Origin of the sequence: Actinoallomurus purpureus (assembly GCF_024055795.1) — a bacterium.
GTDB classification, from domain to species: domain Bacteria; phylum Actinomycetota; class Actinomycetes; order Streptosporangiales; family Streptosporangiaceae; genus Actinoallomurus; species Actinoallomurus purpureus.
In genome coordinates this window covers 224,926-248,897 of record NZ_JAMXMY010000008.1, presented here as the reverse complement: position 1 = coordinate 248,897, position 23,972 = coordinate 224,926, and the positions used below count along the sequence as shown (strand labels likewise).

Here is a 23,972-nt window from a genome sequence, read left to right as displayed (position 1 = left end):
GGGACGGCAAGATGGTCCTGTGACGATGGCGAGCGGGCGGGACCTGCGGTGACGACGTGGCTGCTCCGGATCGAGGCGCCCGGAGACGGGCCGCGGCTCGCCGTCAAGGACGCCATCGACGTGGCGGGACTGCCGACGACGGCGGGCTGCCCCGTCATCGGGGACCGGGCCGCACCGGCCGAGGCGGACGCCGCGTGCGTCGCCGCCGCCCGCGCGCAGGGGGCCCGCATCGTCGGCAAGACGAACCTCACCGAGCTGTGCCGGGCCGCCGACGGCATCAACCCCTGGACGGGCGTCCCGGTGAACCCGCTGGATCCGCGGCGGGTGCCGGGCGGTTCGTCGGGTGGCTCCGCGGTGGCCGTGGCGACGGGCGAGGCCGATGTCGCGCTCGGCACCGACACGGGCGGATCGGTCCGCATCCCGGCGGCCTGCTGCGGAGTCGCCGGCCTGAAGACGACCCACGGCCGGGTGCCGCTGGAGGGCGTCTTCCCGTTCGCACCGTCGCTGGACACCGTGGGGCCGCTCGGCCGTGACGTCGCGGCGGTCGCGCTGGGCATGCGGCTGATCGAGCCCGGTTTCACGCCGGATTCGTACGGGGCCGGTGGCGTCGTCGGGCGGCTGCGTCCGGTCGGCGTGGCCGTCGATCCGGCCTTTGACGCCGCGGTCGACGCGGCGCTGGGCGCGGCCGGCCTGGCGTTCGTCGACGAGCCCTTCGACGGCTGGGGAGCGGCCCTGTCCGCCGGAAACACGCTGATCCTCGGCGAGGGCTACCGCGCGCATCGCCGCCTGCTGGCCTACCCGGATCGCATGAGCGCCCGCATCCGGCGGCGCATCGAGCGCGGTGAGCGGGTCACCGACGGGATGCTCGACGAGGCGTACGCGACCCGGGCGGCGACGCGCGATCTTCTCGACAAGTTCCTCGAACGCCACGCCGTGCTCGCGCTGCCCACCATCTCGCAGCCGCCGCCCCTGATCGGTGCCGAGCGCGCGGTCGACCTCACCGAGCTGACCCTGCCGTTCAATCTGTCCGGCCACCCGGCGCTGGCGCTGCCCGTGCCGGTCGGCGGCGCGGAGCCGCCCGCGTCGCTGCAACTCGTCGGGCCGATGGGGGGCGAGGAGCGGCTGCTGGCCGTCGGCGCGGTGATCGAGGCGGCCCTGCGCTGATGGCCGTCCTCACTTTCGGGCACGGCACCGCGTCGCAGGACCGGATCGCCGAGCTGTTGGGGAGCGCGGGCGTCGCGTTGCTGGTCGACGTGCGTACGGCGCCCGGAAGCCGCCGCAATCCGCATGTCGCGCGGCACGAGCTGGAGCGATGGCTGCCCGAGCGCGGGGTCGCGTACCGGTGGGACAAACGTCTCGGTGGCTTCCGGCGGCCGCCCGCCGACTCGCCCGACGTCTTCTGGCGGGAGGAGATGTTCCGCGGGTACGCCGCCCACATGCGCACCGCGGAGTTCGGCGCGGCCGTCGACGAGCTTTTGCGGGAGGACCGCCGCCAGGTCGTGATGTGCAGTGAGAGCCTGTGGTGGCGCTGCCATCGGCGGTTGATCGCCGACTACCTCGTGCTGGTCAGGGGCGTGCCGGTGGATCACCTCATGCACGAGGGACGGCTCGTGCCGCACACTCCGGCACCGGGCGCCCGCGTCCGTGACGACGGGCTCCTCGTCTACGACGGCGGCCAGGAACCGCTCATGTCAACTACGCGGTCCTGAAAGGACCGAGCTTGCTGGCTCGGTCCGTGAGGGCGTTGTTCATGCTCCCCGTGCGCGGCTGGCTGTCGTGTCCGGGGTCACATCTGCCCGCCCCTATGTGGGCGCGGGGTTGGGCATGTTGACGAATACCCACGCCGAGCGTGCGCGTTGGCGCACGTTGATCCCGGCGACGACGTCGGCGGGCCCAGCGAAGCCGCACCGGCGACAACAGAACCGATCCCGATCAGGCCGGTTGGCCCTCTCGGTATGCCCGCACCACGGTACGGGGCATCTTTGGGACGTGTAGGCCGGATCCACCTCGATGAACGGCACACCGGCACGGCGCGCCTTGTACTCCAGGAAGGAGCCGAGTTGGTGGAAGGGCCAGGACGATAGTCGTGCTCGCTGGTCGCGGGAAACCGTGACCCGCTCGCGGATGCCGCCGAGTTCTTCGATGGCGATACCGCGTTCGGTGCGTGCGGCGACAGCAACGACTTGTTTGGCGATCGTGTGGTTCACATGAGCGGCGTGCCGGGCTTCGCGGCGGGCGCGTTTCTTGAGGAGCTGTTTTGCCGAGCGGGTGCGTTTGGCCTGGATTTCGGCGCGTTTGCGGGCCTGCCAGCGCCGGTACCGGGTCAGGCGGCGGCCTTGGTGGTTGTCTCCGTCGCTGGTGGTGGCCAGGTTGACGATGCCCCGGTCCACCCCGATCCAGTCTCTTGGTGCGAACACCTCCGGCTCGACAACATCGAGGGTGGCGACCAGAAACCACTTGCCGTCCCGGTGAACCAGGTCCGATTCGCCCTTGCGGTGCTCGATCAGCTGCTTGAGCGCGCCTGGGGAGCAGACGAAGCGGATGTTCTTGATCCTGCCGTCCAGGGTCCAGATCGAGACGGTCTGGGCGTCGTAGTTCCACGACAGGTTCCGGTCGTCATAGGTGTGCGCGGCATCAGGGCGGAAGACGATCGGCTTGGAGGTGGCCTTACGACGCCGCGTGGAGTCAGGGCCGCCCAGGTTCCCGGCCCGGATGTTGGCCCGCAGCGCGGTGTAGGAGTCCACCACCCGCTTGATGATGTGCTGCGCGGCTTGGGCCCCGAACCCTTGGGCCTTCAGCTCCCCGTAACACGGCTTCCGCAGCTCACGAACGGACGCCCGCAGACCGAAGTGCTCGAAAGCGACGGCCGACACCCGGGTGGCGGCCTCGTTGATCGCGGGCAGCGTGCGGTCAAGCGCCGATGCCTGCACGGCATCTGGGGTGAGCTTGACCTGCACCACAATCTTCACGGCCAGTGATTATTGCATTGCTTTACGTGATGTTGCGCCTGGTGGGCTGTGAGGCGATGGCCTGCCGGAACGGCAAGAGCCGGGTCCTCTGAGCCGGGCGTGACCTGCGGAGCGGACCCGTAGCCTGCGGAGCGGACCCGTGGACTGCGGCCGCAGGTGCGGCGAGGCGAAGAGGGAGCGGCGTGGTCGGTCAGGCGGCCGGGTCGGTGTCGAAGGGGACCAGCAGGGAGCGCAGGAGGCTCGCCAGCGTGCGACGGTCCCCGGGGCTCAGGGAGCCCAGCAGCTCGCGTTCGCGGTCGACGAGGTCGGCGAAGGCCGCGTCGACCCGGGTGCGGCCCGCGTCGGTCAGCCGGACCAGGACGCCGCGCTTGTCCTGCGGGTCGGGGCTCCGGCGGACGAGGCCGGTCGACTCGAGCCGGTCGATCCGGTTGGTCATCGTGCCGGAGGTGACGAGGGTGGCGCGGAGCAGCCGGCCGGGACTCAGTTCGTACGGCGGGCCGGCGCGCCGCAGCGCGGTCAGCACGTCGAACTCCCAGGACTCCATGCCGTGCGCGACGAACACCGCCCGCCGGGCGCGGTCGAGGTGCCGGGCGAGCCGGGACACCCGGCTGAGGACGTGCAGGGGCTCGACGTCGAGGTCCGGGCGCTCCGCGTGCCAGGCCTCGACCAGCCGGTCTACCTCGTCCTCCACAATCGATCACCTTACCTGTCTTGACATCGAGATATCCACGCCGGGACCATCCGTCTTGATGTCAAGAAACAGGGGACCCGGGCGTCGCCGCCCCGGTCCCGCAGCGGGAGGGAGCGAGTCATGTGCCTCCTGATCGGAGTGCACCACGTGCAGCTCGCCGCGCCCCCCGGCGCGGAGCCCGTGATGCGGGACTTCTACGCCGGCGCACTCGGCCTCGCCGAGGTGCCCAAGCCGGCGGCCCTGGCCGCGCGCGGGGGAGTGTGGTTCCGGGCACCGGGTGTCGAGATCCACATCGGTGCCGAGGACGGCTTCCGGCCCGCGAGAAAGGCCCACCCGGGAATCCTCGTTCGGGACCTGGACGCGCTCGCCGGCCGGCTCCGGGCGGCCGGGCATCGGGTGCTGCCCGACGACCTGCTGCCCGGATACCGGCGCTTCTACGTCGATGACCCCGCCGGGAACCGCCTGGAATTCCTTCAGCCGGTGGAGACGGTCTGAACTCTGCCGTCTGCCGGGGCCTCGCCGCGGCGAGGGCCGCGTCATCGCCGGGGAGCCGGTGTCACGGGCCGCGCGCCTCCCGGTCGGCGAGCATCTCCCAGTCGGCCAGTACGTCGAGCAGGATGCCGAGGATCCGCCGCAGCTCCTCGACGTGCTCCGCCTTGCGGGCCGCGTCCTCGAAACCGGCCGGCTGGGCGTCGAGCGCCAGGACGGCGTCATCGAGGCTCTCGGTGAGCCGCGTCGCGCAGGCATCGCCCCGCGTGTCGGCCGTGCGGCGCGCTCGCCGCGGAACGTCGGCGCGCTCCCTCTCTCCGCTCGAAAGCCGTCGGCCGATGCGCCCCTGGTCGGAGTCGCCGGATCGGTATCGCACTGCCCACCTCCTGGATCCGCCCGACGGCAGATCATCGCCCGGCGGGGACTCGGACCCGCGCCGGGTGAGAGCCCGTCATCGTCGCTTGTCGCGTACGACGGTAGGGGCCGGGTGTGACAGAACGGCTACGGAGGGTCAGAGTGATGCCGGGTCGGCACCGTTGCGGCGGGCCGCGCGGGCCTGCTCCTTGGCCTCCTTGGCCGCTTCCTTCGCCTTCGCCTTCAGGTCCTTCTGGCGGGCCTTGTGGTCCGTCGTCAGGTACGGCTTCGGCTCCAGCCCGGACAGGCCGTTCCACGCGAGGTTCACCAGGTGGGCGGCGACCTCCTCGCGCTTGGGCTTGCGCACGTCCAGCCAGTAGGTGCCGGTCATGGCGACCATCCCGATGAGCGCCTGGGCGTAGAGGGGAGCCGACTTGGGGTCGAAGCCCTTCTCCTTGAACTCGTCCCCGAGGATGTGCTCGACCTGGCCCGCGATGTCGCTGAGCAGGCTGGCGAAGGTTCCCGTGGCCGAGGCGGCGTGCGAGTCGCGGACCAGGATGCGGAAGCCCTCGCTGCTGTCCTCGATGTACTCGAGGAGAGCGAGGGCCGCGCGTTCGATCTGCTGGCGCGGATGCCCGCCGCCCAGGGCCCTGGTGACCAGGTCGAGCAGCCGCGCCATCTCGCGGTCGACGACGACCGCGTACAGCCCTTCCTTGCCACCGAAGTGCTCGTAGACCACCGGCTTGGACACTCCCGCCACGCTGGCGATCTCCTCGATGGAGGTGCCGTCGAATCCGCGTTCGGCGAAGAGTGTCCGGCCGATGTCGAGCAGCTGCTCGCGTCTTTCTTTTCCGGTCATGCGCTTCCGGCGTGACCGTGGGGGTTCGTTCACGTCCTCAATTGTTGCGATAGCGGCCGAATCGTTGGCTACGCTCACTACCTGCTCTTCCCTGGCGGCCCTGGACTCCCGACCGCAGGCGGCGCCGTGTGAGACTGTTAGTTTCGCTTACGATATCCGTTTTGCGTCCAGGCGTTGCGCGTTCGGCCAGCGAACGTTGGACACCCAGCCCAGCTTCTCGAACAGCCAGATGGCCCGTGCGCTGATGTCGATCTGGCCTTTCAGCACACCGTGCCGGGCGCAGGTCGGGTCGGCGTGGTGCAGGTTGTGCCAGGACTCGCCGAAGGACGGGATCGCCAGCCACCACACGTTGCGGGACTTGTCCCGCGACTCGAAGACCTCGTCGCCCATCGCGTGGCAGATCGAGTTGATGGACCAGGTGACGTGGTGCAGCAGCGAGATGCGGACCAGCGAGCCCCAGAAGAAGGCGGTCAGCGCGCCCCACCACGACATGGTGAGCAGCCCGCCGAGCAGCGCCGGGAACAGCAGGGAGAACGCGACGAGGGGGAGGAAGAACCTGCTGATGCGGCGGATGTCCTTGTCGGCCACCAGGTCGGGGCAGAACTTCGCCGGCGAGGTGCGGCCCGCGTCGAACAGCCAGCCCATGTGCGCCCAGATCAGGCCCTTGGTGAGCGCCTTCCAGTCACTGCCGAAGCGCCACGGCGAGTGCGGGTCGCCCTCCTTGTCGGAGTATTTGTGGTGGCGGCGGTGCGTGGCCACCCAGTCGATCGGGCTCATCTCGATCGAGAGGCTGCCGGCGAGGGCCAGCGCGATGCGCAGCGGACGCTTGGCCTTGAAGGAACTGTGGGTGAAGTGCCGGTGGTAGCCGACGGTCACCCCCATTCCCGAGATCGTGTACATGAGGACGGTGATCGCCACATCGGACCAGCCGAGACCCCAGCCCCAGACGAACGGCACGGCCGCGACGACGGCGAGGAGCGGGACCGCGATGAAGACGGCCAGCAGGACACGTTCGAAATTGCCCTTGGGCTCCGCTTCGAGATCGGGCCGGACCTCCGGTCGAGGTGGCGCGGACGGGGCTACGGTCATAGGGGTCCTCCTGTCCAGGAAACTTACGGCTACGCAACCGTAACCTACGGCGGCGTAGGTTAGAAGATACCCGGCAGGATTCCCGCGAACATGTGGTGTCGGTCACATGGGGGCCGCCGGGTGGCAGGTCGCCACTCGGCTCCTCGCCCGCGACGTAGAGATCTCGATCGCGCGGCGCCGCCTCCGCGGGGCGATCAAAACCGGCGCGCCACCCGACGGGGCAGCCGCTATCGTTAGGGGTGATCGGCGGCGGGTGCCGCCGTCGCTATCCGGCGTGGTGAAATCGGCATCACGGAGGGTTTTGGTCCCTTTATTTCTGGTTCGAGTCCAGACGCCGGAGCCCAATTCCCCGGGCGTTCCACCGTCCCGAACGGGCGCGGTGACCTCGGGTCCACCGGCCCGCGGCCCCGACCGGGGCACGCGGGGCCGCGATGCGGGCGGTATCCTTCGGGTGTCGGGCGGGTTACGGGCTTGCGACCCCATCTCTTCGCAGGTCGGCACCCTCGCCGGAGGTCCTCCCAGACGTCCGCGGCCCGGCTCGAACCTGTCAGCGACGCCGAGGAGCCTCCTCCAGTGAGCGGAGCGAGCCATCGGGCGATGCCATGTCACACCCGCACCACCGAGCCGTCCGGTGAGGTGGTCGCGTGACCATGAGCCGCCCCGCAGCCGTCATCGTCCTCGCCGCGGGCGAGGGCACCCGGATGAAATCCCGCAGCACCCCGAAGGTCCTGCACGAGCTGGGCGGGCGCAGCCTGGTGGGGCACGTCCTCGCCGCCGCCCGCGACCTGCGGCCCGAGCGCGTCGTGGTCGTCGTCGGGCACGGCCGGGACAAGGTCGTCGAGCACCTCGCGGAGGTCGCCCCGGACGCGGTCGCCGTGACCCAGGAAGAGCAGAACGGCACCGGCCACGCGGTGCGGGTCGTCCTCGAGGCGGTCGGTGCGCTGACCGGCACCGTCATCGTCACCAACGGCGACCACCCGCTCCTGCGGGGCGAGACGCTGGCCGAGCTCGTCCGCACGCATGACGCCGAGGGCAACGCCGTCACCGTCCTGAGCACCGACATCCCCGACCCGACCGGGTACGGCCGGATCGTGCGCGGTCCCGGCGGCGAGGTCGCCGCGATCGTCGAGCACAAGGACGCGGGACCGGACCAGCGCGCCATCCATGAGATCAACGTCGGCATGTACGCCTTCGACGGCAAGCTCCTGACGGACGCGCTGGGCCGGGTGACCACCGACAACGCCAGCGGCGAGGAGTACCTCACCGATGTCGTCGCGATCCTCCGGGGAGACGGTCACCGGGCCGGCGCGTACAAGGCGGCCGACTGGATCGAGACCCAGGGCGTCAACGACCGGGTCCAGCTCGCCCAGGCGCGGCGGCAGCTGAACGACCGCGTGCTCGAGGAGCACATGCGCGCCGGCGTCACGATCGTCGACCCGGTGTCCACGTGGATCGACGTGCAGGTGACGCTCGAGCCCGACGTGATCATCGAGCCCAACACCCAGCTGCGCGGCGCCACCCACGTGGCGGCGGGCGCGCGGATCGGCCCGAACTCCACGCTGACCGACACCTCGGTCGGGGAGGACGCCGTCGTCGTCAACGCCGTGTGCGTCTCCGCCGAGATCGGGCCGGAGGTGAACGTCGGTCCCTTCGCCTACCTGCGGCCGGGCACGAGGCTGGGCCGCAAGGCCAAGATCGGCACGTACGTGGAGACGAAGAACGCCGTCGTCGGCGCGGGCAGCAAGGTTCCGCACCTGACCTACGTCGGCGACGCGGAGATCGGTGCGGGCTCCAACATCGGCGCCGCGTGCGTCTTCGTCAACTACGACGGCGTGACCAAGAGCCGCAGCGTCGTCGGCGACCACGTCAAGGTCGGGAGCGACAACATGATCGTCGCTCCCGTCACGATCGGCGATGGCGCGTACACCGCGGCCGGTTCGGTGATCACGGATGACGTGCCGCCCGGTGCCATGGCGGTCGCCCGCGCCCGGCAGCGCAACGTCGAGGGGTGGGTCGAGCGCAAGCGCGAAGGCACCCCCTCGGCGGAGGCGGCCCGGCGCGCCCGCGAGCGGGACGGCCAGGACAGCGAGTAGGGGGACTGTACGGGTGACAGGGATCAAGGCGACGGGCGAGAAGAAGCTGATGCTCTTCTCCGGCCGGGCATACCCCGAGCTGGCCGAAGAGGTGGCCGACGCTCTCGGCGTCGAGCCGACGCCCACGTCGGCGTACGACTTCGCGAACGGTGAGACGTTCGTGCGGTTCAACGAGTCGGTGCGCGGTTCTGACGCGTTCGTGCTGCAGAGCCACACCGCGCCGATCAACCAGTGGATCATGGAGCAGCTGATCATGGTCGACGCGCTCAAGCGCGCGTCGGCCAAGCGGATCACCGTGGTCGCGCCGTTCTTCGGATACGCGCGGCAGGACAAGAAGCACCGCGGCCGTGAGCCGATCTCCGCCCGCCTGATGGCGGATCTGTTCAAGACCGCCGGGGCGGACCGGCTCATGGTGGTCGACCTGCACACCGCGCAGATCCAGGGCTTCTTCAACGGTCCGGTGGACCACTTGTTCGCCCTGCCGCTGCTCACGGAGCACATCCGGTCCAAGCTCGACACCGCGCAGGTGACGGTGGTCGCCCCGGACGCCGGACGCGTGCGCGTCGCGGAGCGCTGGAGCGACGAGCTCGGCGGCTGCCCGATGGCGATCATTCACAAGCGGCGCGACCCCGAGGTCGCGAACGAGGTGAAGGTCTTCGACGTCGTCGGCGAGGTCGCCGGCCGCACCTGTGTCGTCGTCGACGACATGATCGACACCGGTGGCACGATCGTGAAGGCGTCCGAGGCGCTGTTCGAGGAGGGTGCCGAACGCGTCGTGGTGGCCGCGACGCACGGCGTGCTCTCCGGGCCCGCCGTCGACCGGCTGAAGAACTCCCGGATCTCCGAGGTCGTCCTCACGAGCACCTTGCCGATCCCGGACAACAAGCGGTTCGACAAGCTGACCGTGCTGTCGATCGCTCCGCTGCTGGCCCGCGCCATCAGTGAGGTGTTCAGCGACGGCTCCGTGACCAGCCTCTTCGGCGGTCACAGCTGAGATTCCGACCCTCGGCACGAACCGGAACGCCGATCGGCTAAACTTGGGAGACCGTGTGCGTCCGACGCTGCGCCATAGGGCTCGCTCACTCTGAGCCCGGCCGCGACGAGCACCGATGATCTTCGGCGTCACGCGCGTCGACTTTGTACTGACAAGCTTCATTTCAGCGAGGAGTTTTCGCCGTGTCCGAGGTACGCATTGCCGCCGAGCCCCGCACCGAATTCGGTAAGGGCCCCGCACGGCGCGCTCGCAGGGCCGGCCAGGTGCCCGCCGTTCTGTACGGTCACGGCACCGACCCGAAGCACATCACCCTGCCCGGCCATGAGCTGATGCTCGCCCTGAAGACCGCCAACGTGCTGCTGCGCGTGGAGGGTCTCGAGGGCGGCGCCGAGCTCGCGCTGCCGAAGGACGTCCAGCGCGACCCGCTCAAGGGCTTCCTCGAGCACGTCGACCTGCTCGTCGTCAAGAGCGGCGAGAAGGTCACCGTTGAGGTCCCGGTGCAGGTCAAGGGCGAGGTGGCGCCGGGCGGCATGCTCGACCAGCAGCTCGTGCAGGTGGCCCTCGAGGCCGAGGCCACCCACCTCCCCGAGGCGGTCGAGGTCGACGTCGAGGGCCTGCAGGTCGGCACTCAGATCCTCGCCAAGGACCTCAAGCTGCCGGAGGGCTCCACCCTCGGCGCCGACGAGGACGCGCTGGTGCTGCACGTGGTGGCGGCCCCGACGGCCGAGCAGATCGAGGCGGCGACCACCGGTGAGGTCGAGGCGCCCGCCGCCGAGGCCGAGCCTGCGGAGCAGGGCGGCGAGGAGTAACAGCGCCGTCCAGGCGCTGGACTCGCTCTGCGACGTCCGGCCGCCTGCTCGGGGTCCTGGTGCGGCGTCGGCCGCTCGGTGCCCCGTCGTTCCTGAGAGTGTGAGCGCCCCCGGACGGGGGCGCGGAGAGCCCGTGCGGAATGGGCGTCGGACAGGCCCGGCGGTCCCCGCGCGGGCTCTGATGTGCCGGAGGGTGGTCGGTGATGGCGGACGTGAGCGGGGACGCTCCCTGGCTCGTCGTGGGGCTCGGCAACCCGGGCCCCGAGTACGCCGGCAACCGGCACAACGCCGGCTTCATGGTCCTGGACGTGCTGGCCGCGAGGATGGGCGGCCGGTTCAAGGCGCACAAGGCACGCGCCGACGTCGTCGAGGGCCGTCTCGCCGGGGTTCGGGTGGTCCTCGCCAAGCCCCGGTCGTACATGAACGAGTCCGGCGGCCCCGTGAAGGCCCTGCGCGACTTCTACAAGGTGCCGCTCGAACGTGTGATCGTCGTCCACGACGAACTCGACATCCCGTACGGCACGCTCCGCCTGAAGCGCGGCGGGGGCGACAACGGGCACAACGGACTGCGTTCCATCACCAAGGCGCTCGGCGGGCGCGACTACCCGCGGGTCAGGTTCGGCATCGGCCGGCCGCCCGGCCGCATGGACGCCGCCATGTTCGTGCTGCGCGACTTCTCCGCGGCCGAGCGCAAGGAGCTCGACCTGAACGCCGAGCGTGCCGCCGACGCCACGGAGACGCTCATCACCGACGGCCTCGAGCGCGCGCAGAACGTATTTCACACCGCTTAGAAGACTTCGTTACCTCACGGCCGACAGTGGCGGGTGATTACGTGTTTTCCGCCCCTCTGTTCGCTCTGGGTCTCTATCGTGCCAGGTGTTCGCATCCGGGCAAGGCGGCGTTCTCCCCGGCGGTTGTCGCCTGAAAGATCATATTTCGGCACGCAGCGTCACCGTTGTGACGCGAAGGGCGTTAAACGCCGAAACGTGTGAACCTTGGGTGGTCATTGGGCGTCCTGCTCCAGCAGAGTCCTGTGTTACCTCGGCGAGGGGTGAGATGGCGGTCGTCGGAAAGGCGTGGCCCGAAGCCCAGGCCGCCCACAGCAGCAGCCGTTCGCAGGCCGAGGCATGGGCCTCCGGTTATGCCCGTCAGGCCTTCTGCGTCGATTTCCTCGTCGCGCTGCTCGCGGGTCTGGTCGCCTTCGTCGCGCGGTTCCGTTACCCCTCGTTCGGGGACCCGTGGAGCACTCCCTACATCGGCCTCAGCCTCTGCCTCCCGTTCGTGTGGACCGGCGTGCTCGGCATGGCGCGCGCGTACGAGCAGCGGCTCTTCGGCGTCGGCTCGGAGGAGTTCCGCCGCGTCATCCAGGCCGGGTTCTCGCTGACCGCCACCGTGGCGATCGCCGCGTACGCCACCAAGGTGGACGTCGCCCGCGGATACGTCGTCGCGGCGCTGCCCCTCACGACGACGCTCGGGCTGGCCGGGCGCTACCAGCTGCGCAAGAGGCTGCACCACCGGCGGAAGGCCGGCGCGTGCATGCGCCGCGTCGTGGCGGCCGGTCACCGGGCGGCAGTGGCCGACCTGGTGCGGCAGCTGCGCCGCGAGACCCACCACGGCATGGAGATCGTCGCCGCCTGCGTCCCGCCGATGCTCGCCTCCGGAGACGACGCGGTCCGCGAGATCGAGGGCGTACGAGTCGCCGGTGACTTCGCCGGGATCGCCGGCACCGTCGAGGCGGTGCACGCCGACACCGTCGCCGTCCTCGCCTGTCCCGAGCTGGACGGCGTGGCCCTGCGCCGCCTGGCCTGGCAACTGGAGAAGGACGACGTCGACCTCGTCGTCGCCCCCGCGCTCATGGAGGTCGCCGGCCCGCGCACCTCCATCCGTCCCGTCGCCGGGCTGCCGCTCCTGCACGTCGAACACCCGGAGCTGACCGGCGTCCGCAGGCTCATCAAGAGTGCGTTCGACCGCACCGTCGGCGTCGCGGCACTGATCGTCCTGTGGCCGCTGCTGGCCGCCATCGCGATCGCCATCCGGCTGGAGAGCCATGGCCCGGCGCTGTTCCGTCAGGTCCGGGTCGGCCGCGACGGCCGCGAGTTCACGGTGCTGAAGTTCCGCACGATGGTCGTCGACGCCGAGCGGCGCAAGGCCGAGCTGCTGAGGTTCAACGACCACGACGGCGTCCTTTTCAAGATCAAGAATGATCCGCGGGTCACCCGGATCGGTGCCTGGCTGCGCCGGTACTCCCTCGACGAGCTGCCTCAGCTGTTCAACGTGGTGTGGGGCGACATGTCGCTGGTCGGCCCTCGCCCGCCGCTCCCCGAAGAGGTCGCGCAGTACGGTGACGACGTGCGCCGCCGCCTCGTCGTACGGCCGGGCATGACCGGCCTGTGGCAGGTGAGCGGCCGGGCCGATCTGACCTGGGAGGAATCCGTACGCCTCGATCTGCGTTACGTCGAGAACTGGTCCTTGACCCTCGACTTGCAGATCCTGTGGAAGACCTGGGCCGCCGTGCTCCACGGCTCCGGCGCCTACTGACGTGTAGAGAGAAGTACGTGACCCACGACGACCACGCACTCGCCCGGGATCTGGCCACCGAGGCGGGAGCGCTCCTCCTCCGCCTGCGCGCCGAATCCGGCTTCGCCGACATCCGCACACTGCGGGACACCGGTGACCGCGAGGCGCACCTGTACCTGACCGAGGCGCTCGCCCGGCAGCGTCCCGGCGACGCGGTTCTCAGCGAGGAGGGCAAGGACGACCTCGCCCGCCTCGACGCGGACCGCCTGTGGATCGTCGACCCGCTCGACGGCACCCGCGAGTACGGCGAGGAGGGGCGGGCCGACTGGGCCGTCCACGTCGCCCTCTGGGAGCGGACCGCGGACGGCACCAGGCGGCTCAGCGCCGGCGCCGTCGCCCTGCCCGCCCAGGGGCGGACCCTCTCCACCGCGGAGCCGCCGTCGCTGCGCCCGCTACATGATCCGTCGCACATCCGCGTCACCGCGAGCCGCAGCCGCCCACCGGCGTTCCTCGATCGGCTCGTCGACGACCTCGACGCGAACGTCCGGCTCGTCCCGATCGGATCGGCCGGTGCGAAGGTCGCCGCGGTGATCCTGGGCGACGTCGACGCGTACGTCCACGCGGGCGGCCAGTACGAATGGGACTCCGCCGCGCCGGTGGCCGTCGCCCTCGCCGCGGGCGCCCACGCGTCCCGTATCGACGGGACACCGCTGACCTACAACAATGAGGACACCCTTCTCCCGGATATCCTGGTCTGCCACCCGGATCTGGCGCCGACGCTGCTCGCCGGTATCCGGGCGGTCTCGTAAGCGAACCCGGGAGCGGCTTCACATGCAGCGCACTACCGCTGACACCCGTGATTACCGGACGTCCCAGCTGGACGTCCTGGAATCCGAATCGATCCACATCATCCGGGAGGTCGCGGCCGAGTTCGAACGGCCCGTCCTGCTCTTCTCCGGCGGCAAGGACAGCATCGTCATGCTGCGCCTCGCCGAGAAGGCCTTCTGGCCGGCGCCGATCCCCTTCCCCGTCATGCACGTCGACACGGGGCACAACTTCGCGGAGGTCATCGAGTTCCGCGACCGGCGCGTCGCCGAGCTCGGCGTCCGCCTGGTGGTCGCCTCCGTCCAGGAGTCCATCGACAACGGACGTGTGGTCGAGGAGACCGGCCGGCGGGCCAGCCGGAACCGCCTGCAGACCACCACGTTGCTGGACGCCATCGAGGAGCACCGCTTCGATGCGGCGTTCGGCGGGGCCCGTCGCGACGAGGAGAAGGCCCGCGCGAAGGAGCGCGTCTTCTCCTTCCGCGACGACTTCGGCCAGTGGGACCCCAAGAACCAGCGGCCGGAGCTGTGGAACCTCTACAACACCCGGCTCCGGCAGGGTGAGCACATCCGGGTCTTCCCGCTGTCGAACTGGACCGAGCTCGACATCTGGGACTACCTCCAGACCGAAGGCCTGGAGATCCCCACCATCTACTTCGCGCACACCCGCACGGTCTTCGAACGCGACGGCATGCTGCTCGCCGACAGCCCGTACTCCAACCGGGGTGACGACGAGCCGGCCTTCGAGGCGATGGTCCGCTACCGCACGGTCGGCGACATGAGCTGCACGGGCGCCGTCGAGTCGACGGCGGTCACGCTGGGCGATGTCATCACCGAGATCGCGGCCACGCGGGTCACCGAGCGCGGCCAGACCCGCGCCGACGACCGCACCAGTGAGGCCGCCATGGAGGATCGCAAGCGGGAGGGGTACTTCTGATGAGCCCGGAGGGAACCCGCCGCAGTGAGCGGAGTGCCCGGCGCCGCGCAGCAGGCCGGACGCGGAGGGAACGAGGAGTGGTGAGCGACTCATGAGCATGGACATCCTGCGGCTCGCCACCGCCGGTTCGGTCGACGACGGCAAGTCCACCCTCATCGGACGCCTGTTGTTCGACTCCAAGTCGATCTTCGAGGACCAGCTCGAGGCCGTCGAGCGCACCAGCCGCGACCGGGGCGAGGACTACACCAACCTCGCCCTGCTGACCGACGGCCTGCGCGCCGAGCGCGAGCAGGGCATCACGATCGACGTGGCCTACCGCTACTTCGCCACGCCCCGGCGGAAGTTCATCATCGCCGACACTCCCGGGCACATCCAGTACACCCGGAACATGGTGACCGGAGCCTCCACCGCGGACCTGGCGATCGTCCTGATCGACGCGCGCAAGGGCATCCTGGAGCAGTCGCGCCGGCACGCGTTCCTCACGACGCTGCTGCGGGTGCCGCACCTCGTGCTGGCGGTCAACAAGATGGACCTCGTCGACTATGACGAGGCCACGTTCGAACGGATCAAGGACGAGTTCACCTCGTTCGCCGCCAAGCTGTCCGTCGGCGACCTCACCTTCATCCCGCTCTCGGCCCTGCACGGCGACAACGTCGTCGAGCGGTCGGCCAACATGGCGTGGTACGACGGCCCGTCGCTGCTGCACCATCTGGAGAACGTCCACATCGCCTCCGACCGGAACCTCATCGACGTGCGGTTCCCGGTGCAGTACGTCATCCGGCCGCACAAGTCCACCGACCCGGAGCTGCACGACTACCGGGGCTACGCCGGACAGGTCGCGGGCGGCGTGCTGAAGCCGGGCGACGAGGTCATGCACCTGCCGTCCGGGCTGACGACGCGGATCAAGCGCATCGACACCGCCGAAGGCCCGGCGGACGAGGCGTTCCCGCCGATGTCGGTGACGCTCCTGCTGGAGGACGACATCGACATCTCGCGCGGCGACATGATCTGCCGGCCGCACAACCGGCCACAGGTCACCCAGGACGTCGACGCGATGGTCTGCTGGATGTCCGACGAGCGCCCGCTCGTGCCGCGCGGCAAGCTGGTCATCAAGCACACCACGCGCACGGCCAAGGCGATGATCAAGGAGCTGCACTACCGGCTCGACGTCAACACGCTGCACCGGCACGAGGACGCCGAGCGCCTGGAGCTCAACGAGATCGGGCGCGTCAGCCTGCGCGTCACCCAGCCGCTGTTCGCCGACGACTACGCGCGCAACCGTGCCACCGGCGGGTTCATCCTCATCGACGAGGCCACGAACTCCACCGTCGCCGCCGGCATGATCATGGAGAACCGCTAGAAGCATGCGGACCCGGCTCCTCGGGGAGCCGGGTCCGTACGCTCAGGCCTGGTGCCCCGGCGGGAATCCGCCGGTCGCGATCGGCCCCCACTCCTCGATGTGGACGCGGATGAGCGACTTGTCCTGCCGCCGCATCGCCTCGCGGTACTCGTCCCAGTCGGGATGCTCACCGGCGATGCAGCGGTAGTAGTCCACCAGCCCCTCCAGCGCCTCGGGCATGTCGAGCACCTCGGCGCGCCCGTCGACCTGGACGTACGGGCCGTCCCAGTCGTCGGACAGCACGCAGATCGACACCCGTTCTTCCCTGCGCAGGTTACGGGCCTTGGCCCGCTCGGGATACGTGGAGATCACGATCCGGCCCTCGGCGTCCACGCCGCACGTCACGGGCGACAGCTGGGGGCGGCCGCTCGACCGTACGGTGGCGAGCAACCCGTGGTGCCGGGGCCGCAGGAACTCCAGCAACTCGTCACGGGCCACCCGATCGGCGGTCGCGATTCTCGGAGCCACACCAACCACCTTTCCCGACCATCGTTTCCGGCAGCAGCCTAAACTGTGCCGGGTGCTGCCCTCCGTCGGAGTGGTCATCCCCACTCACAACCGCCCGAAGCTGCTGCGCAGAGCGCTCGAGTCGGTGCTGGCCCAGGAGTACGACGGACGGCTCCGCGTCGTCGTGGTGTACGACCGGGCCGAGCCCGACCGGAGCCTGGCGGGCGACCGGGTCGAGGTGCTGGCCGGCACCCGCACGCCCGGGCTCCCCGGCAGCCGCAACACCGGCATCCTCGCGCTCGACACCGACCTCGTGGCCTCCTGCGACGACGACGACATCTGGCTGCCCGGCAAGCTGGCGGCCCAGGTCGCCGCGCTGCGGGCCGAACCCGACGCGGTCCTCGCCAGCTGCGGCATCCTCATCGACTTCAACGGCCGGGAGGTTCCCCGGCTGGCCGGCACCGACCGGGTCCGCTTCGACGACCTCGTCGGCGACCGCGTCGTGAGCGTCCACTCCTCGACGTACGTGGCGCGGCGCGAGGCGCTGATCGACATCGGCATGGTCGACGAGACCATCCCCGGCGGTCAGGGCGAGGACTGGGACCTTGCGCTGCGCGCCGCCCGGCGGCATCCGATCGTCAACGTCGACCACCCGTACGTCCGGGTGCTGTTCGGCCAGACCTCCTACTACGCGCAGGCCTGGGAGACGAAGGTCGAGGCGCTGCGGTGGTTCCTCGAGCGGTATCCGGAGATCGGCCGGTCCCCGGCCGCCGCCGGGCGCGTGTACGGCCAGATCGCCTTCGGCTACGCCACCGTCGGCGAGCGCCGGGAGGCCGTTCGCTGGGCGGGACGGGCGATGCGGGCCAACTGGAAGGAGCGGCGGGTGCCGTTCGCGCTCGCGGTGGCCTCCGGCGTGGTCTCGGGCAAGCGGGTCCTGCTGACGCTGCACGCCCGCGGCCGGGGCATCTGACCCTCGGCGCCGCCGACGACCCTTGGCACCGTCGCGTCGAGCGGTGCTCAGGTCCAGGTGACGTTGGGGTGTGCGGCGGTCTCGTCCGCGCTGTTGTCGGCCGGTGCCTTCCGCGCCGCGTCGGCAGGCAGGGCGGCGTCGGTACGGCGGGCGGTCTCGGTGTGCTGGGCCGTCTCCGCGGGCCGTGCCGCTTCGGCGGACCGGGGCTGACCGGCGGACCGGCTCTGTCCGGGGTGACCCTGTCCAGGGGCCCGGCCTTGCCGTTGGGACAGGGCCGGGGCGTCCGGCAGGAGGGATTCGGAGGTCCGGACGGAGTCCTCGCCGGACGCGGGCGGGATCGGTTCGGGACGGTGGCGCCGGCCCTTCCGGGGAGGGCCGTCCTCGTCGGACACGGCAACCATGTCGAGGACGGTCGGAGCGTCCTCGATGGCCTTGTACTTGTTCGGTGTCTCCGGGGGACCGGCCGGGCGCTCGCGCAGCGGGGGCGCCGTCCGCGCCGGAAGCGAGGGCCGGGGCGGCGCCGCCGGCACCTTGTCGTCCTGGATGGGCAGCACGACCGCGCCCATCACGGCGGCGCCCATCCGGTCGATGCGGCGGATACCGTCACGGACCTGGGCGTAGCGCGCGAGGGGGATCTCGACCACCATGAGCGCCGCGTCGGCCAGGTCCGCGAGCGCCTGGGCGTCCGCGCCCAGCTCGGTGGACGGGGCCTCGATGACCGTGAACCGGTACTTCTCACGCAGCGAGCCGATCAGCCGGGTCATCTGCTCGCGCTGCAGCAGTTCGGCGGCCAGCTCGCTGTTCGCACCGACCGTGATGGCGCTCAGCGTCGGCGCTCCGTGGTTCTTGCGGATCACCTCGCGCGGCTCGGCCCAGCCGAGCAGCACCTCCGACAGCCCCGGCCCCTCCGGGAGGCCGAGGAGCTCACCGGCCATCGAGGAACCCAGGTCCGCGCAGACCAGGAGCACGTCGGAGCCGGTACGGGCGAGCGCCGCGGCGAGGTTGGCGGCGACGAGACTGCCGCCGCGGCCCGGTGCGGCACCGGTGACCAGGAGGACGTGGTTGCCGTGGCCCAGCGTGGCGGTGAGGACGTGGGACAGCTCGTGGAAGCTCTGACCGGTGCGGCTGCGGGCCGGTAGCAGGCCCAGCCCCTCTCGCCCGCGCTTGGCCGGAATGTCCACGAGGACCGGCAGGTCGAGGACCCGCTCGATGTCTTGGGCGGTGCGCACCCGCTTGTCCGTGCGGTCCAGGAGGATGGCCAGGACCACGCCGAGCAGCAGGCCGCCGACGAGCCCGCTCGGCAGGTACCTCATCAGGCTGGGGTCGGACGGCGACGTGGGCAGCCGCGCGTCGGTGATGATCTCACCGGGGCTGACGTTGGCCGCGAGCACCCGCAGGTCGGAGGTCTTGTTGTTCAGGGCCTGCATCTGGGCGACGACCAGGTTCTTCTGCACCTTGTCGGTCATCGTCCGCAGTTGCTTCGACAGCGAGTTGATCTGCCGTTCCAGGGCCGCCATCTGGGTCATCAGGACGCTGGTGGCGCTGTCGCGGCGGTCGTCGAGGTAGGCCTGGGCGAAGGCGTGCGCACGGCTGCGGGAGGCCTCGGCGTTCGACGCGTCCACGGTGATGTAGATGACGGTCGAGTCGTTCGGGACGTTCACCGACACCGACGCGCTCAGCGCGGTGGGGGTGTCCTTGGTGTGCAGGTCCCTGGCCACCCGCTCGGCCACGTCGTACGAGCGGACGCGCTGCGCCTCGGTCTGCAGGTTGATGTCCTGCTGCTTGCCGGACTGGGTGCTGCTGTCCAGCTTCGTGGCCGTGACGTTCACGACCGTGAACGCGGAGTACGTCTTGGGCATGACCACGACGAGCAACGCCGCCAGCGCGACGCCGAGCGCCGCCGCGGCGACGACCACCCACCAGCGGCGTTTGAGCATTGCCAGATAATCCGCGAGCTCTCGTGAGCCCCCCGTGGCCGTGGCGTCCATCTGACTGCGTGGCCCCTTCGCCGAAGGTCTATGAGACCGCCATAACATACCTTGCCGGGCTTGGCCGATCCGTGTGCTCGCACGGAACCACAGGCCGTGAGCGACTATGAGCGCCGGCGTACGTGGTAACCGATGAGCCCGGCCGCGAGGAGCACGGCGACCCCGCCGACGGCCAGCGCGATGAGGGTGGTGTCCTGGCCGTTTCCGGTGCCGCCCGTGCTCTGCCGAGCGGGGAGGGGTGTGCGAACGGCATTGACCGAGCTGGGCAGCGGCACGCGCCAGATGGGCTGCCCGGAGCCCTCGGAGTTGACCAGCAGGGCGTGGCCGTCCGGCGTGAAGGTCACCCCTTCGCCCTGTTTCTGCTGGGGGAGGAGCACCTCCTCCGGTTTCTCGGCGAGGGACTTGGCCACGTCGTTGTCGTTGATCCACCAGACGTACGCGGTGTCGTCGTCGCGGATCACGACGCGGTCGCCGGTGGGCGAGAACGCCCCACCGGACGCCCGGGTGACCGGCAGGTCCGGGAAAGCGTTGCGCAGGAGGTTCACGCCCTGCGGGTTCAGGCTCGACGGCGCCTCCCACAGCGAGGCGCGCTGCTGGGCGTTCTCGGTCTTGTTCACCACGAAGACGCGGCCGGTGCCGGGCTGGACCAGCAGCGTTTCGGCGTTGCGTCCGACGGCGCCGTCGGCGTACCGCAGACGGTAGGTCTCCAGGCCGGTCGGGGTGACCTCGCCGGTCGAGTCGGTGGCCGGCTCGGCGAACTTCAGCACCCGAAACTCGCGTCGCCCGGACTTGTGCGACGTCTTCCGGGCGACCAGGGCGTCCCCGATGTCCCCCAGATAGATCGCTCTCCTGCCGCCCCGGAGCCGGACCGCGGCCATGTCCTCCCAGTCCTGGTTGGAACCGGCGGGCAGCCGCACCGTGAACTGAACTTTTCCCTTGGCGCCGAGCGCGTACACGTCCGTGGAGCGGCCCGAGTCCTCATGGCTGTAGAGGATCCGGCCGTTCTCACCGGCCGCCAGCCCGCTCGCCTGGGTGATGCGCGGGTCGGTGACGACGTCGACGACCTGCGCGTCGATCGGCCCCGGATCCCCGCCCACGCGGGCGGTGGCGGCGGTCGGCCAGAAGGCGCAGAGCGCGGCCAGCACCGCCGACGGCGCGCGATACAGGCGGATGGGCATGCTGATCCCCGGATCTCCCCACTGAGTCTCTGAGAAGGTAAGGCCCGGGGCCGTCCCCGGTAAACTCCTGCCGGCGTGGCGGCGGGAGAAGCAGTCTAGGGAGCTGTCGGTGGCGAACGGGTACGAAGGGGCGGTTCCGGTGATCAATCAGGTTCCGCCGATCGCGCCTCCCGGCCGGCGGGTCTGATCGTCTCGTGGCCGCCTTCAGCCTCATGAGCGCGCGGCCGGCGTCCCGGCGCGGCTCCGACGCGCCTCCGCCCATCGACGAGCCGGCGTGGGGACAGGTGCTGCCCGGCTGGCCGCTCACCTTCTTCTTCGCGGGCTACCCGGTGCTGTGGGTGCTGGGGCTCGGCGGGTTCGCCGCCAGCCTGGCGGCGCTGCCGATGCTCGGCCTCCTGCTGCTGCGGCGCGGCCTCCGTGTCCCGCCGGGGTTCGGGCTGTGGCTGCTCTTCCTCCTCTGGATGACGTTCTCGGCCACCCAGCTGGACACCGCCGGCCGCATGATCGGATTCGTCTTCCGGTTCATGAACTACGCCGCGGCCACCATCTTCTTCGTCTACGTCTACAACTCCTCGCGCCGCGCGCTGCCGCTCTCCCGGGTCATCGGGCTGATGGTCCTCTTCTGGATCTGGGTCGTGGCCGGCGGCTACCTCGGCGTGCTGCTGCCCAACAGGTCGATCAGCACGCCCATGCAGAGCCTGCTGCCCGGGTCGATCGTCGGCAACGACTACGTGAAGGAGCTGGTCCACCCGAAGTTCGCCGAGGTCCAGCGGCCGTGGGGAGCGCCGCGGGCGTACGTGCGGCCGAGCGCCCCGTTCGCGTACACCAACACGTGGGGCAGCCACTTCGCGCTGCTGGTCCCGTTCGCGATCCTGTACATGCGCACGGCGGCGGTCCGGTGGCGGCGGCAGGCCGTCACCATCCTGCTCGTCGTGTCGCTCGTCCCGGCCTTCAGCACTCTGAACCGCGGCATGTTCCTCGCGGTCGGCGTCGGCGTCGTGTACGCGGCCGTCCGGTTCGGTTTCCGCGGCCAGGTCAAGTGGCTCGCGGCCGTACTCGTCCTGCTGGGCATCGGCCTGGCGACGGCCTCGGCCCTCGGGGTGGGGCAGAGCATCGGCAGCCGCACCCAGTACAGCTCCACGAACGCCGGCCGGGAGACGATCTATCGCGAGGCGTTCGAGCGCACGCTGGAGTCGCCGTTCATCGGTTTCGGCGCGCCGCGCCCTTCCCGCGTCCTCAACATCTCGGTCGGCACCCAGGGCCAGATCTGGAACATCATGTTCTCGTTCGGCTTCGTGGCGCTGATCCTGTTCTGCGGCTGGCTGTGGTCGCTGCCCCTGCGCACGCGTGCCGCGCCGGGCGCGCTGCTGTGGCTGCACGTCGTCACCGTCATGGCCTCCTTCATGATCTTCTACTACGGGCTGGACGGCTCCCAGCTCGTAGTGATCTTCGTGGCCGCGGCACTCGTGCTCCGCGAGGCGGCGGCAGGTCCGGAGGCGCCACCGCCCGCTCCGCCCGGCCGGTCGCGCACCACCGGCCTCGCCCGGACCGGCTCGGCCCCGGGCCGGCCGGACGCCCGCGGCCTGTCGGGCTGGGTCCGATACGCGCCGGGGCCGACGTGGAGCCAGGGGGAGGAGGACGAGTGACCGCACAGACCGAGGAGGCCGAGCGGGCCGACCGGACCCGGCGCTCGCACTTCCGCGAACTCGCGCGCGGCGGGGCCATCGGGCTGGTCGGCTCCGCCGTGGCGGCCCTGGCGGGCTTCCTGCTGACCGTCGTCGTCGCGCGGGTGCTCGGCCCGGCGCAGACGGGCGTGTTCTTCACGGTGGTCGCGCTGTTCATGATCCTTACGGAGATCACCGAGCTGGGCGCCGACACCGGCCTGGTGCGCAGCACGGCGCGGCTGCGCGCGCTCGGCCGGGTCGGCGACCTCCGCCGGGTGGTCGTCGCGGCGCTCGTTCCGGTCCTGGCCGTCGGCACCGTCACGGGGCTGGCGGTGTTCGCGCTGGCTCCCTGGCTGGCCGGGCTCCTCGTCGACGCCGCCCACCGCGACGACGCGGTGTTCCTGCTGCGGGTCTGCGGACCCGTGCTGGCCGTGTCGGCCGCCCGCAACGTCGCCCTGTCGGGCACCCGCGGCATGGGCAGCCTCGCCGCCTTCACCGTCCAGGCGAATGTGATCACTCCGCTCAGCCGGCCGGTGCTGGTCATCACCGTCGCCGCCCTCGGCTACGGCGCCGGCGGGGTCATGGTCGCGTGGTCCCTGCCGATCGCGCTCACCTTCGTGGCGGCGGTCGTGATCCTCTGGCGCCTCGTCCGCCGGACGGAGGCGGAGGAGTACGCGGCGGCGCCGGTACGCTCCGCCGCGTCGCGGGCCTCGGGCGACGAGACCCGCGCGCCGGCAGGTCTCGACGCGTCGCGGGCGGCGGGAGCGGAGACCCGCGCGCCGGTGTCTCCCGCCGAGCCGGGGGCCACGGGCGGGGTGCCCGTTCTCCCGGGCCCGGAGGACCCGTCGGCGGTGCGGGAGTTCTGGACCTTCTCGGGCCTGCGCGGCGTGGCGGCGATGCTGGAGATCGTCGTGGTCTGGCTCGGGGTGCCTCTGGTCAGCGCGATGGTGTCCAGCCACGACGCGGGCATCTACGCCACCGCCGGACGGTTCATCACCACCGGAACCCTCGTGCTGGCGGCCACGCGGCTCGCCGTGGCACCGCAGATCGCCGGTCTGCTCGCCCGGGGGGAGACCCGGCAGGCCGAGGACCTCAACGCCGTCGCGACCGGCTGGATCGTCGCCGCCTCCTGGCCCCTCTACCTCGCCCTGGCGGTGTTCGGGCCGTTCGTCCTCACGCTCTTCGGCACCGACTTCCGCGGGGGCGCCGGGGCGATGGCGATCCTCGCCTCGGCCATGGCGCTGGTGCTGGCGACCGGAAACGTGCAGACGGTGCTGCTCATGGGCGGCAAGAGCTCGTGGAACCTGCTCGACAAGGCCGTCGTCGTGGTCGTGATGGTGGTCCTCCACCTGCTGCTCGTGCCGCCCTTCGGCATCATCGGCGCCGCCGTCGCCTGGGGGGTCTCGATGCTCGTGGACAACCTGCTGGCCGTGGTGCAGGTCCGCTACCTCATGGGCCTGCGGCTCCGGACGCGGACGCTCGCCCCCGTCGGGGCCTGGGCCCTGGTGTGGTTCGGCGCCCTCGGCGTCGCGCTGCGGGCCCTCCTCGGAACCGGCCTGCCCGTGTTCGCCGCGTACGTCGTCCTGGCCACCTGCGGCTACGGGGCCGTGCTGTGGCGGCTGCGGCACGTGCTGCACGCCGATGTGATGTTCGAGGCCCTGCGGTCGCGCGGGCGCGCCGACGAGAAGGAGGAGGGCTGAC

The 23,972-nt window shown here is 70.9% G+C and carries 22 protein-coding genes; 14 read left to right on the top strand and 8 right to left on the bottom strand.

The window, feature by feature from the left end; translation table 11 throughout:
• The first annotated feature begins 48 nt into the window (after window positions 1-48).
• Together NE236_RS17410 and NE236_RS17405 are read left to right on the top strand one after the other, a co-directional pair.
• A complete protein-coding gene (locus NE236_RS17410) occupies window positions 49-1,164 on the top strand; it encodes an amidase (protein ID WP_252843043.1) in 1,116 nt (371 codons plus the stop codon).
• Window positions 1,164-1,709 carry a DUF488 domain-containing protein gene (locus tag NE236_RS17405; RefSeq protein WP_252843042.1) on the top strand — a complete coding sequence of 182 codons (546 nt, stop codon included), beginning with the start codon at window positions 1,164-1,166 and terminating at the stop codon, window positions 1,707-1,709. The genes NE236_RS17410 and NE236_RS17405 overlap by 1 nt, the downstream gene beginning before the upstream one ends.
• 93 nt (window positions 1,710-1,802) lie before the next feature.
• On the opposite strand, the gene NE236_RS17400 is transcribed toward NE236_RS17405, so the two are convergent.
• A complete protein-coding gene (locus NE236_RS17400; protein WP_252843041.1) occupies window positions 1,803-2,969 on the bottom strand; it encodes an RNA-guided endonuclease InsQ/TnpB family protein in 1,167 nt (388 codons plus the stop codon).
• Window positions 2,970-3,159: 190 nt separating this feature from the next.
• Complete coding sequence (locus tag NE236_RS17395; protein WP_252843040.1) at window positions 3,160-3,660, bottom strand: MarR family winged helix-turn-helix transcriptional regulator; 501 nt, start codon at window positions 3,658-3,660, stop codon at window positions 3,160-3,162.
• A gap of 120 nt (window positions 3,661-3,780) precedes the next feature.
• On the opposite strand from NE236_RS17395, the gene NE236_RS17390 reads away from it, so the two are divergent.
• The gene (locus NE236_RS17390) at window positions 3,781-4,155 is read left to right on the top strand and encodes a VOC family protein (protein WP_252843039.1); all 375 of its coding nucleotides are present in this window, start codon (window positions 3,781-3,783) and stop codon (window positions 4,153-4,155) included.
• 61 nt (window positions 4,156-4,216) lie between these two features.
• On the opposite strand, the gene NE236_RS17385 is transcribed toward NE236_RS17390, so the two are convergent.
• The 3 genes from NE236_RS17385 to NE236_RS17375 form a co-directional block, all read right to left on the bottom strand.
• Window positions 4,217-4,525 (bottom strand): hypothetical protein, encoded by a 309-nt coding sequence (locus NE236_RS17385; protein WP_252843038.1) that lies wholly within the window; start codon window positions 4,523-4,525, stop codon window positions 4,217-4,219.
• Between the two features lie 135 nt (window positions 4,526-4,660).
• On the bottom strand, window positions 4,661-5,404 hold the full coding sequence (locus NE236_RS17380; RefSeq protein ID WP_252843128.1) for a TetR/AcrR family transcriptional regulator: 744 nt from the start codon (window positions 5,402-5,404) through the stop codon (window positions 4,661-4,663).
• 105 nt (window positions 5,405-5,509) lie between these two features.
• Entirely contained in the window at window positions 5,510-6,451 is a 942-nt protein-coding gene (locus NE236_RS17375) for an acyl-CoA desaturase (protein ID WP_252843037.1), read from the bottom strand.
• Window positions 6,452-7,095: 644 nt separating this feature from the next.
• Here NE236_RS17375 and glmU point away from each other — a divergent pair.
• The 8 genes from glmU to cysN all read left to right on the top strand — a co-directional run bounded on the left by glmU (window position 7,096) and on the right by cysN (window position 15,985).
• The gene (gene glmU / locus NE236_RS17370) at window positions 7,096-8,544 is read left to right on the top strand and encodes a bifunctional UDP-N-acetylglucosamine diphosphorylase/glucosamine-1-phosphate N-acetyltransferase GlmU (RefSeq protein ID WP_252843036.1); all 1,449 of its coding nucleotides are present in this window, start codon (window positions 7,096-7,098) and stop codon (window positions 8,542-8,544) included.
• A 13-nt stretch (window positions 8,545-8,557) separates the two neighbouring features.
• Complete coding sequence (locus NE236_RS17365; RefSeq protein ID WP_308209111.1) at window positions 8,558-9,538, top strand: ribose-phosphate diphosphokinase; 981 nt, start codon at window positions 8,558-8,560, stop codon at window positions 9,536-9,538.
• Window positions 9,539-9,720: 182 nt separating this feature from the next.
• Window positions 9,721-10,347, top strand: coding sequence for a 50S ribosomal protein L25/general stress protein Ctc (locus tag NE236_RS17360; RefSeq protein WP_252843035.1), 627 nt, complete (start codon window positions 9,721-9,723; stop codon window positions 10,345-10,347).
• Between the two features lie 203 nt (window positions 10,348-10,550).
• On the top strand, window positions 10,551-11,138 hold the full coding sequence (gene pth, locus NE236_RS17355; RefSeq protein WP_252843034.1) for an aminoacyl-tRNA hydrolase: 588 nt from the start codon (window positions 10,551-10,553) through the stop codon (window positions 11,136-11,138).
• 265 nt (window positions 11,139-11,403) lie between these two features.
• On the top strand, window positions 11,404-12,885 hold the full coding sequence (locus NE236_RS17350) for a sugar transferase (protein WP_252843033.1): 1,482 nt from the start codon (window positions 11,404-11,406) through the stop codon (window positions 12,883-12,885).
• Window positions 12,886-12,902: 17 nt separating this feature from the next.
• The gene (locus NE236_RS17345; RefSeq protein WP_252843032.1) at window positions 12,903-13,673 is read left to right on the top strand and encodes a 3'(2'),5'-bisphosphate nucleotidase CysQ; all 771 of its coding nucleotides are present in this window, start codon (window positions 12,903-12,905) and stop codon (window positions 13,671-13,673) included.
• A gap of 22 nt (window positions 13,674-13,695) precedes the next feature.
• Window positions 13,696-14,625: a sulfate adenylyltransferase subunit CysD gene (cysD, locus tag NE236_RS17340; RefSeq protein WP_252843031.1), complete on the top strand. Its 930-nt coding sequence runs from the start codon at window positions 13,696-13,698 to the stop codon at window positions 14,623-14,625.
• 91 nt (window positions 14,626-14,716) lie between these two features.
• On the top strand, window positions 14,717-15,985 hold the full coding sequence (gene cysN / locus NE236_RS17335; RefSeq protein WP_252843030.1) for a sulfate adenylyltransferase subunit CysN: 1,269 nt from the start codon (window positions 14,717-14,719) through the stop codon (window positions 15,983-15,985).
• Window positions 15,986-16,027: 42 nt separating this feature from the next.
• Here cysN and NE236_RS17330 read toward each other — a convergent pair whose 3' ends face one another.
• Entirely contained in the window at window positions 16,028-16,492 is a 465-nt protein-coding gene (locus NE236_RS17330; RefSeq protein WP_252843029.1) for a PPOX class F420-dependent oxidoreductase, read from the bottom strand.
• A gap of 52 nt (window positions 16,493-16,544) precedes the next feature.
• On the opposite strand from NE236_RS17330, the gene NE236_RS17325 reads away from it, so the two are divergent.
• Complete coding sequence (locus NE236_RS17325; protein WP_252843028.1) at window positions 16,545-17,441, top strand: glycosyltransferase family 2 protein; 897 nt, start codon at window positions 16,545-16,547, stop codon at window positions 17,439-17,441.
• 47 nt (window positions 17,442-17,488) lie between these two features.
• On the opposite strand, the gene NE236_RS17320 is transcribed toward NE236_RS17325, so the two are convergent.
• Together NE236_RS17320 and NE236_RS17315 are read right to left on the bottom strand one after the other, a co-directional pair.
• A complete protein-coding gene (locus NE236_RS17320; RefSeq protein ID WP_289850508.1) occupies window positions 17,489-19,429 on the bottom strand; it encodes a Wzz/FepE/Etk N-terminal domain-containing protein in 1,941 nt (646 codons plus the stop codon).
• Window positions 19,430-19,533: 104 nt separating this feature from the next.
• Window positions 19,534-20,607, bottom strand: a complete 1,074-nt coding sequence (locus NE236_RS17315) for a hypothetical protein (RefSeq protein ID WP_252843026.1) — start codon at window positions 20,605-20,607, stop codon at window positions 19,534-19,536.
• Between the two features lie 194 nt (window positions 20,608-20,801).
• Here NE236_RS17315 and NE236_RS17310 point away from each other — a divergent pair, with 194 nt between their 5' ends.
• Together NE236_RS17310 and NE236_RS17305 are read left to right on the top strand one after the other, a co-directional pair.
• Window positions 20,802-22,253 (top strand): O-antigen ligase family protein, encoded by a 1,452-nt coding sequence (locus NE236_RS17310; RefSeq protein WP_252843025.1) that lies wholly within the window; start codon window positions 20,802-20,804, stop codon window positions 22,251-22,253.
• Window positions 22,250-23,971 (top strand): lipopolysaccharide biosynthesis protein, encoded by a 1,722-nt coding sequence (locus NE236_RS17305; protein ID WP_252843024.1) that lies wholly within the window; start codon window positions 22,250-22,252, stop codon window positions 23,969-23,971. The genes NE236_RS17310 and NE236_RS17305 overlap by 4 nt, the downstream gene beginning before the upstream one ends.
• Window position 23,972 lies beyond the last annotated feature (1 nt).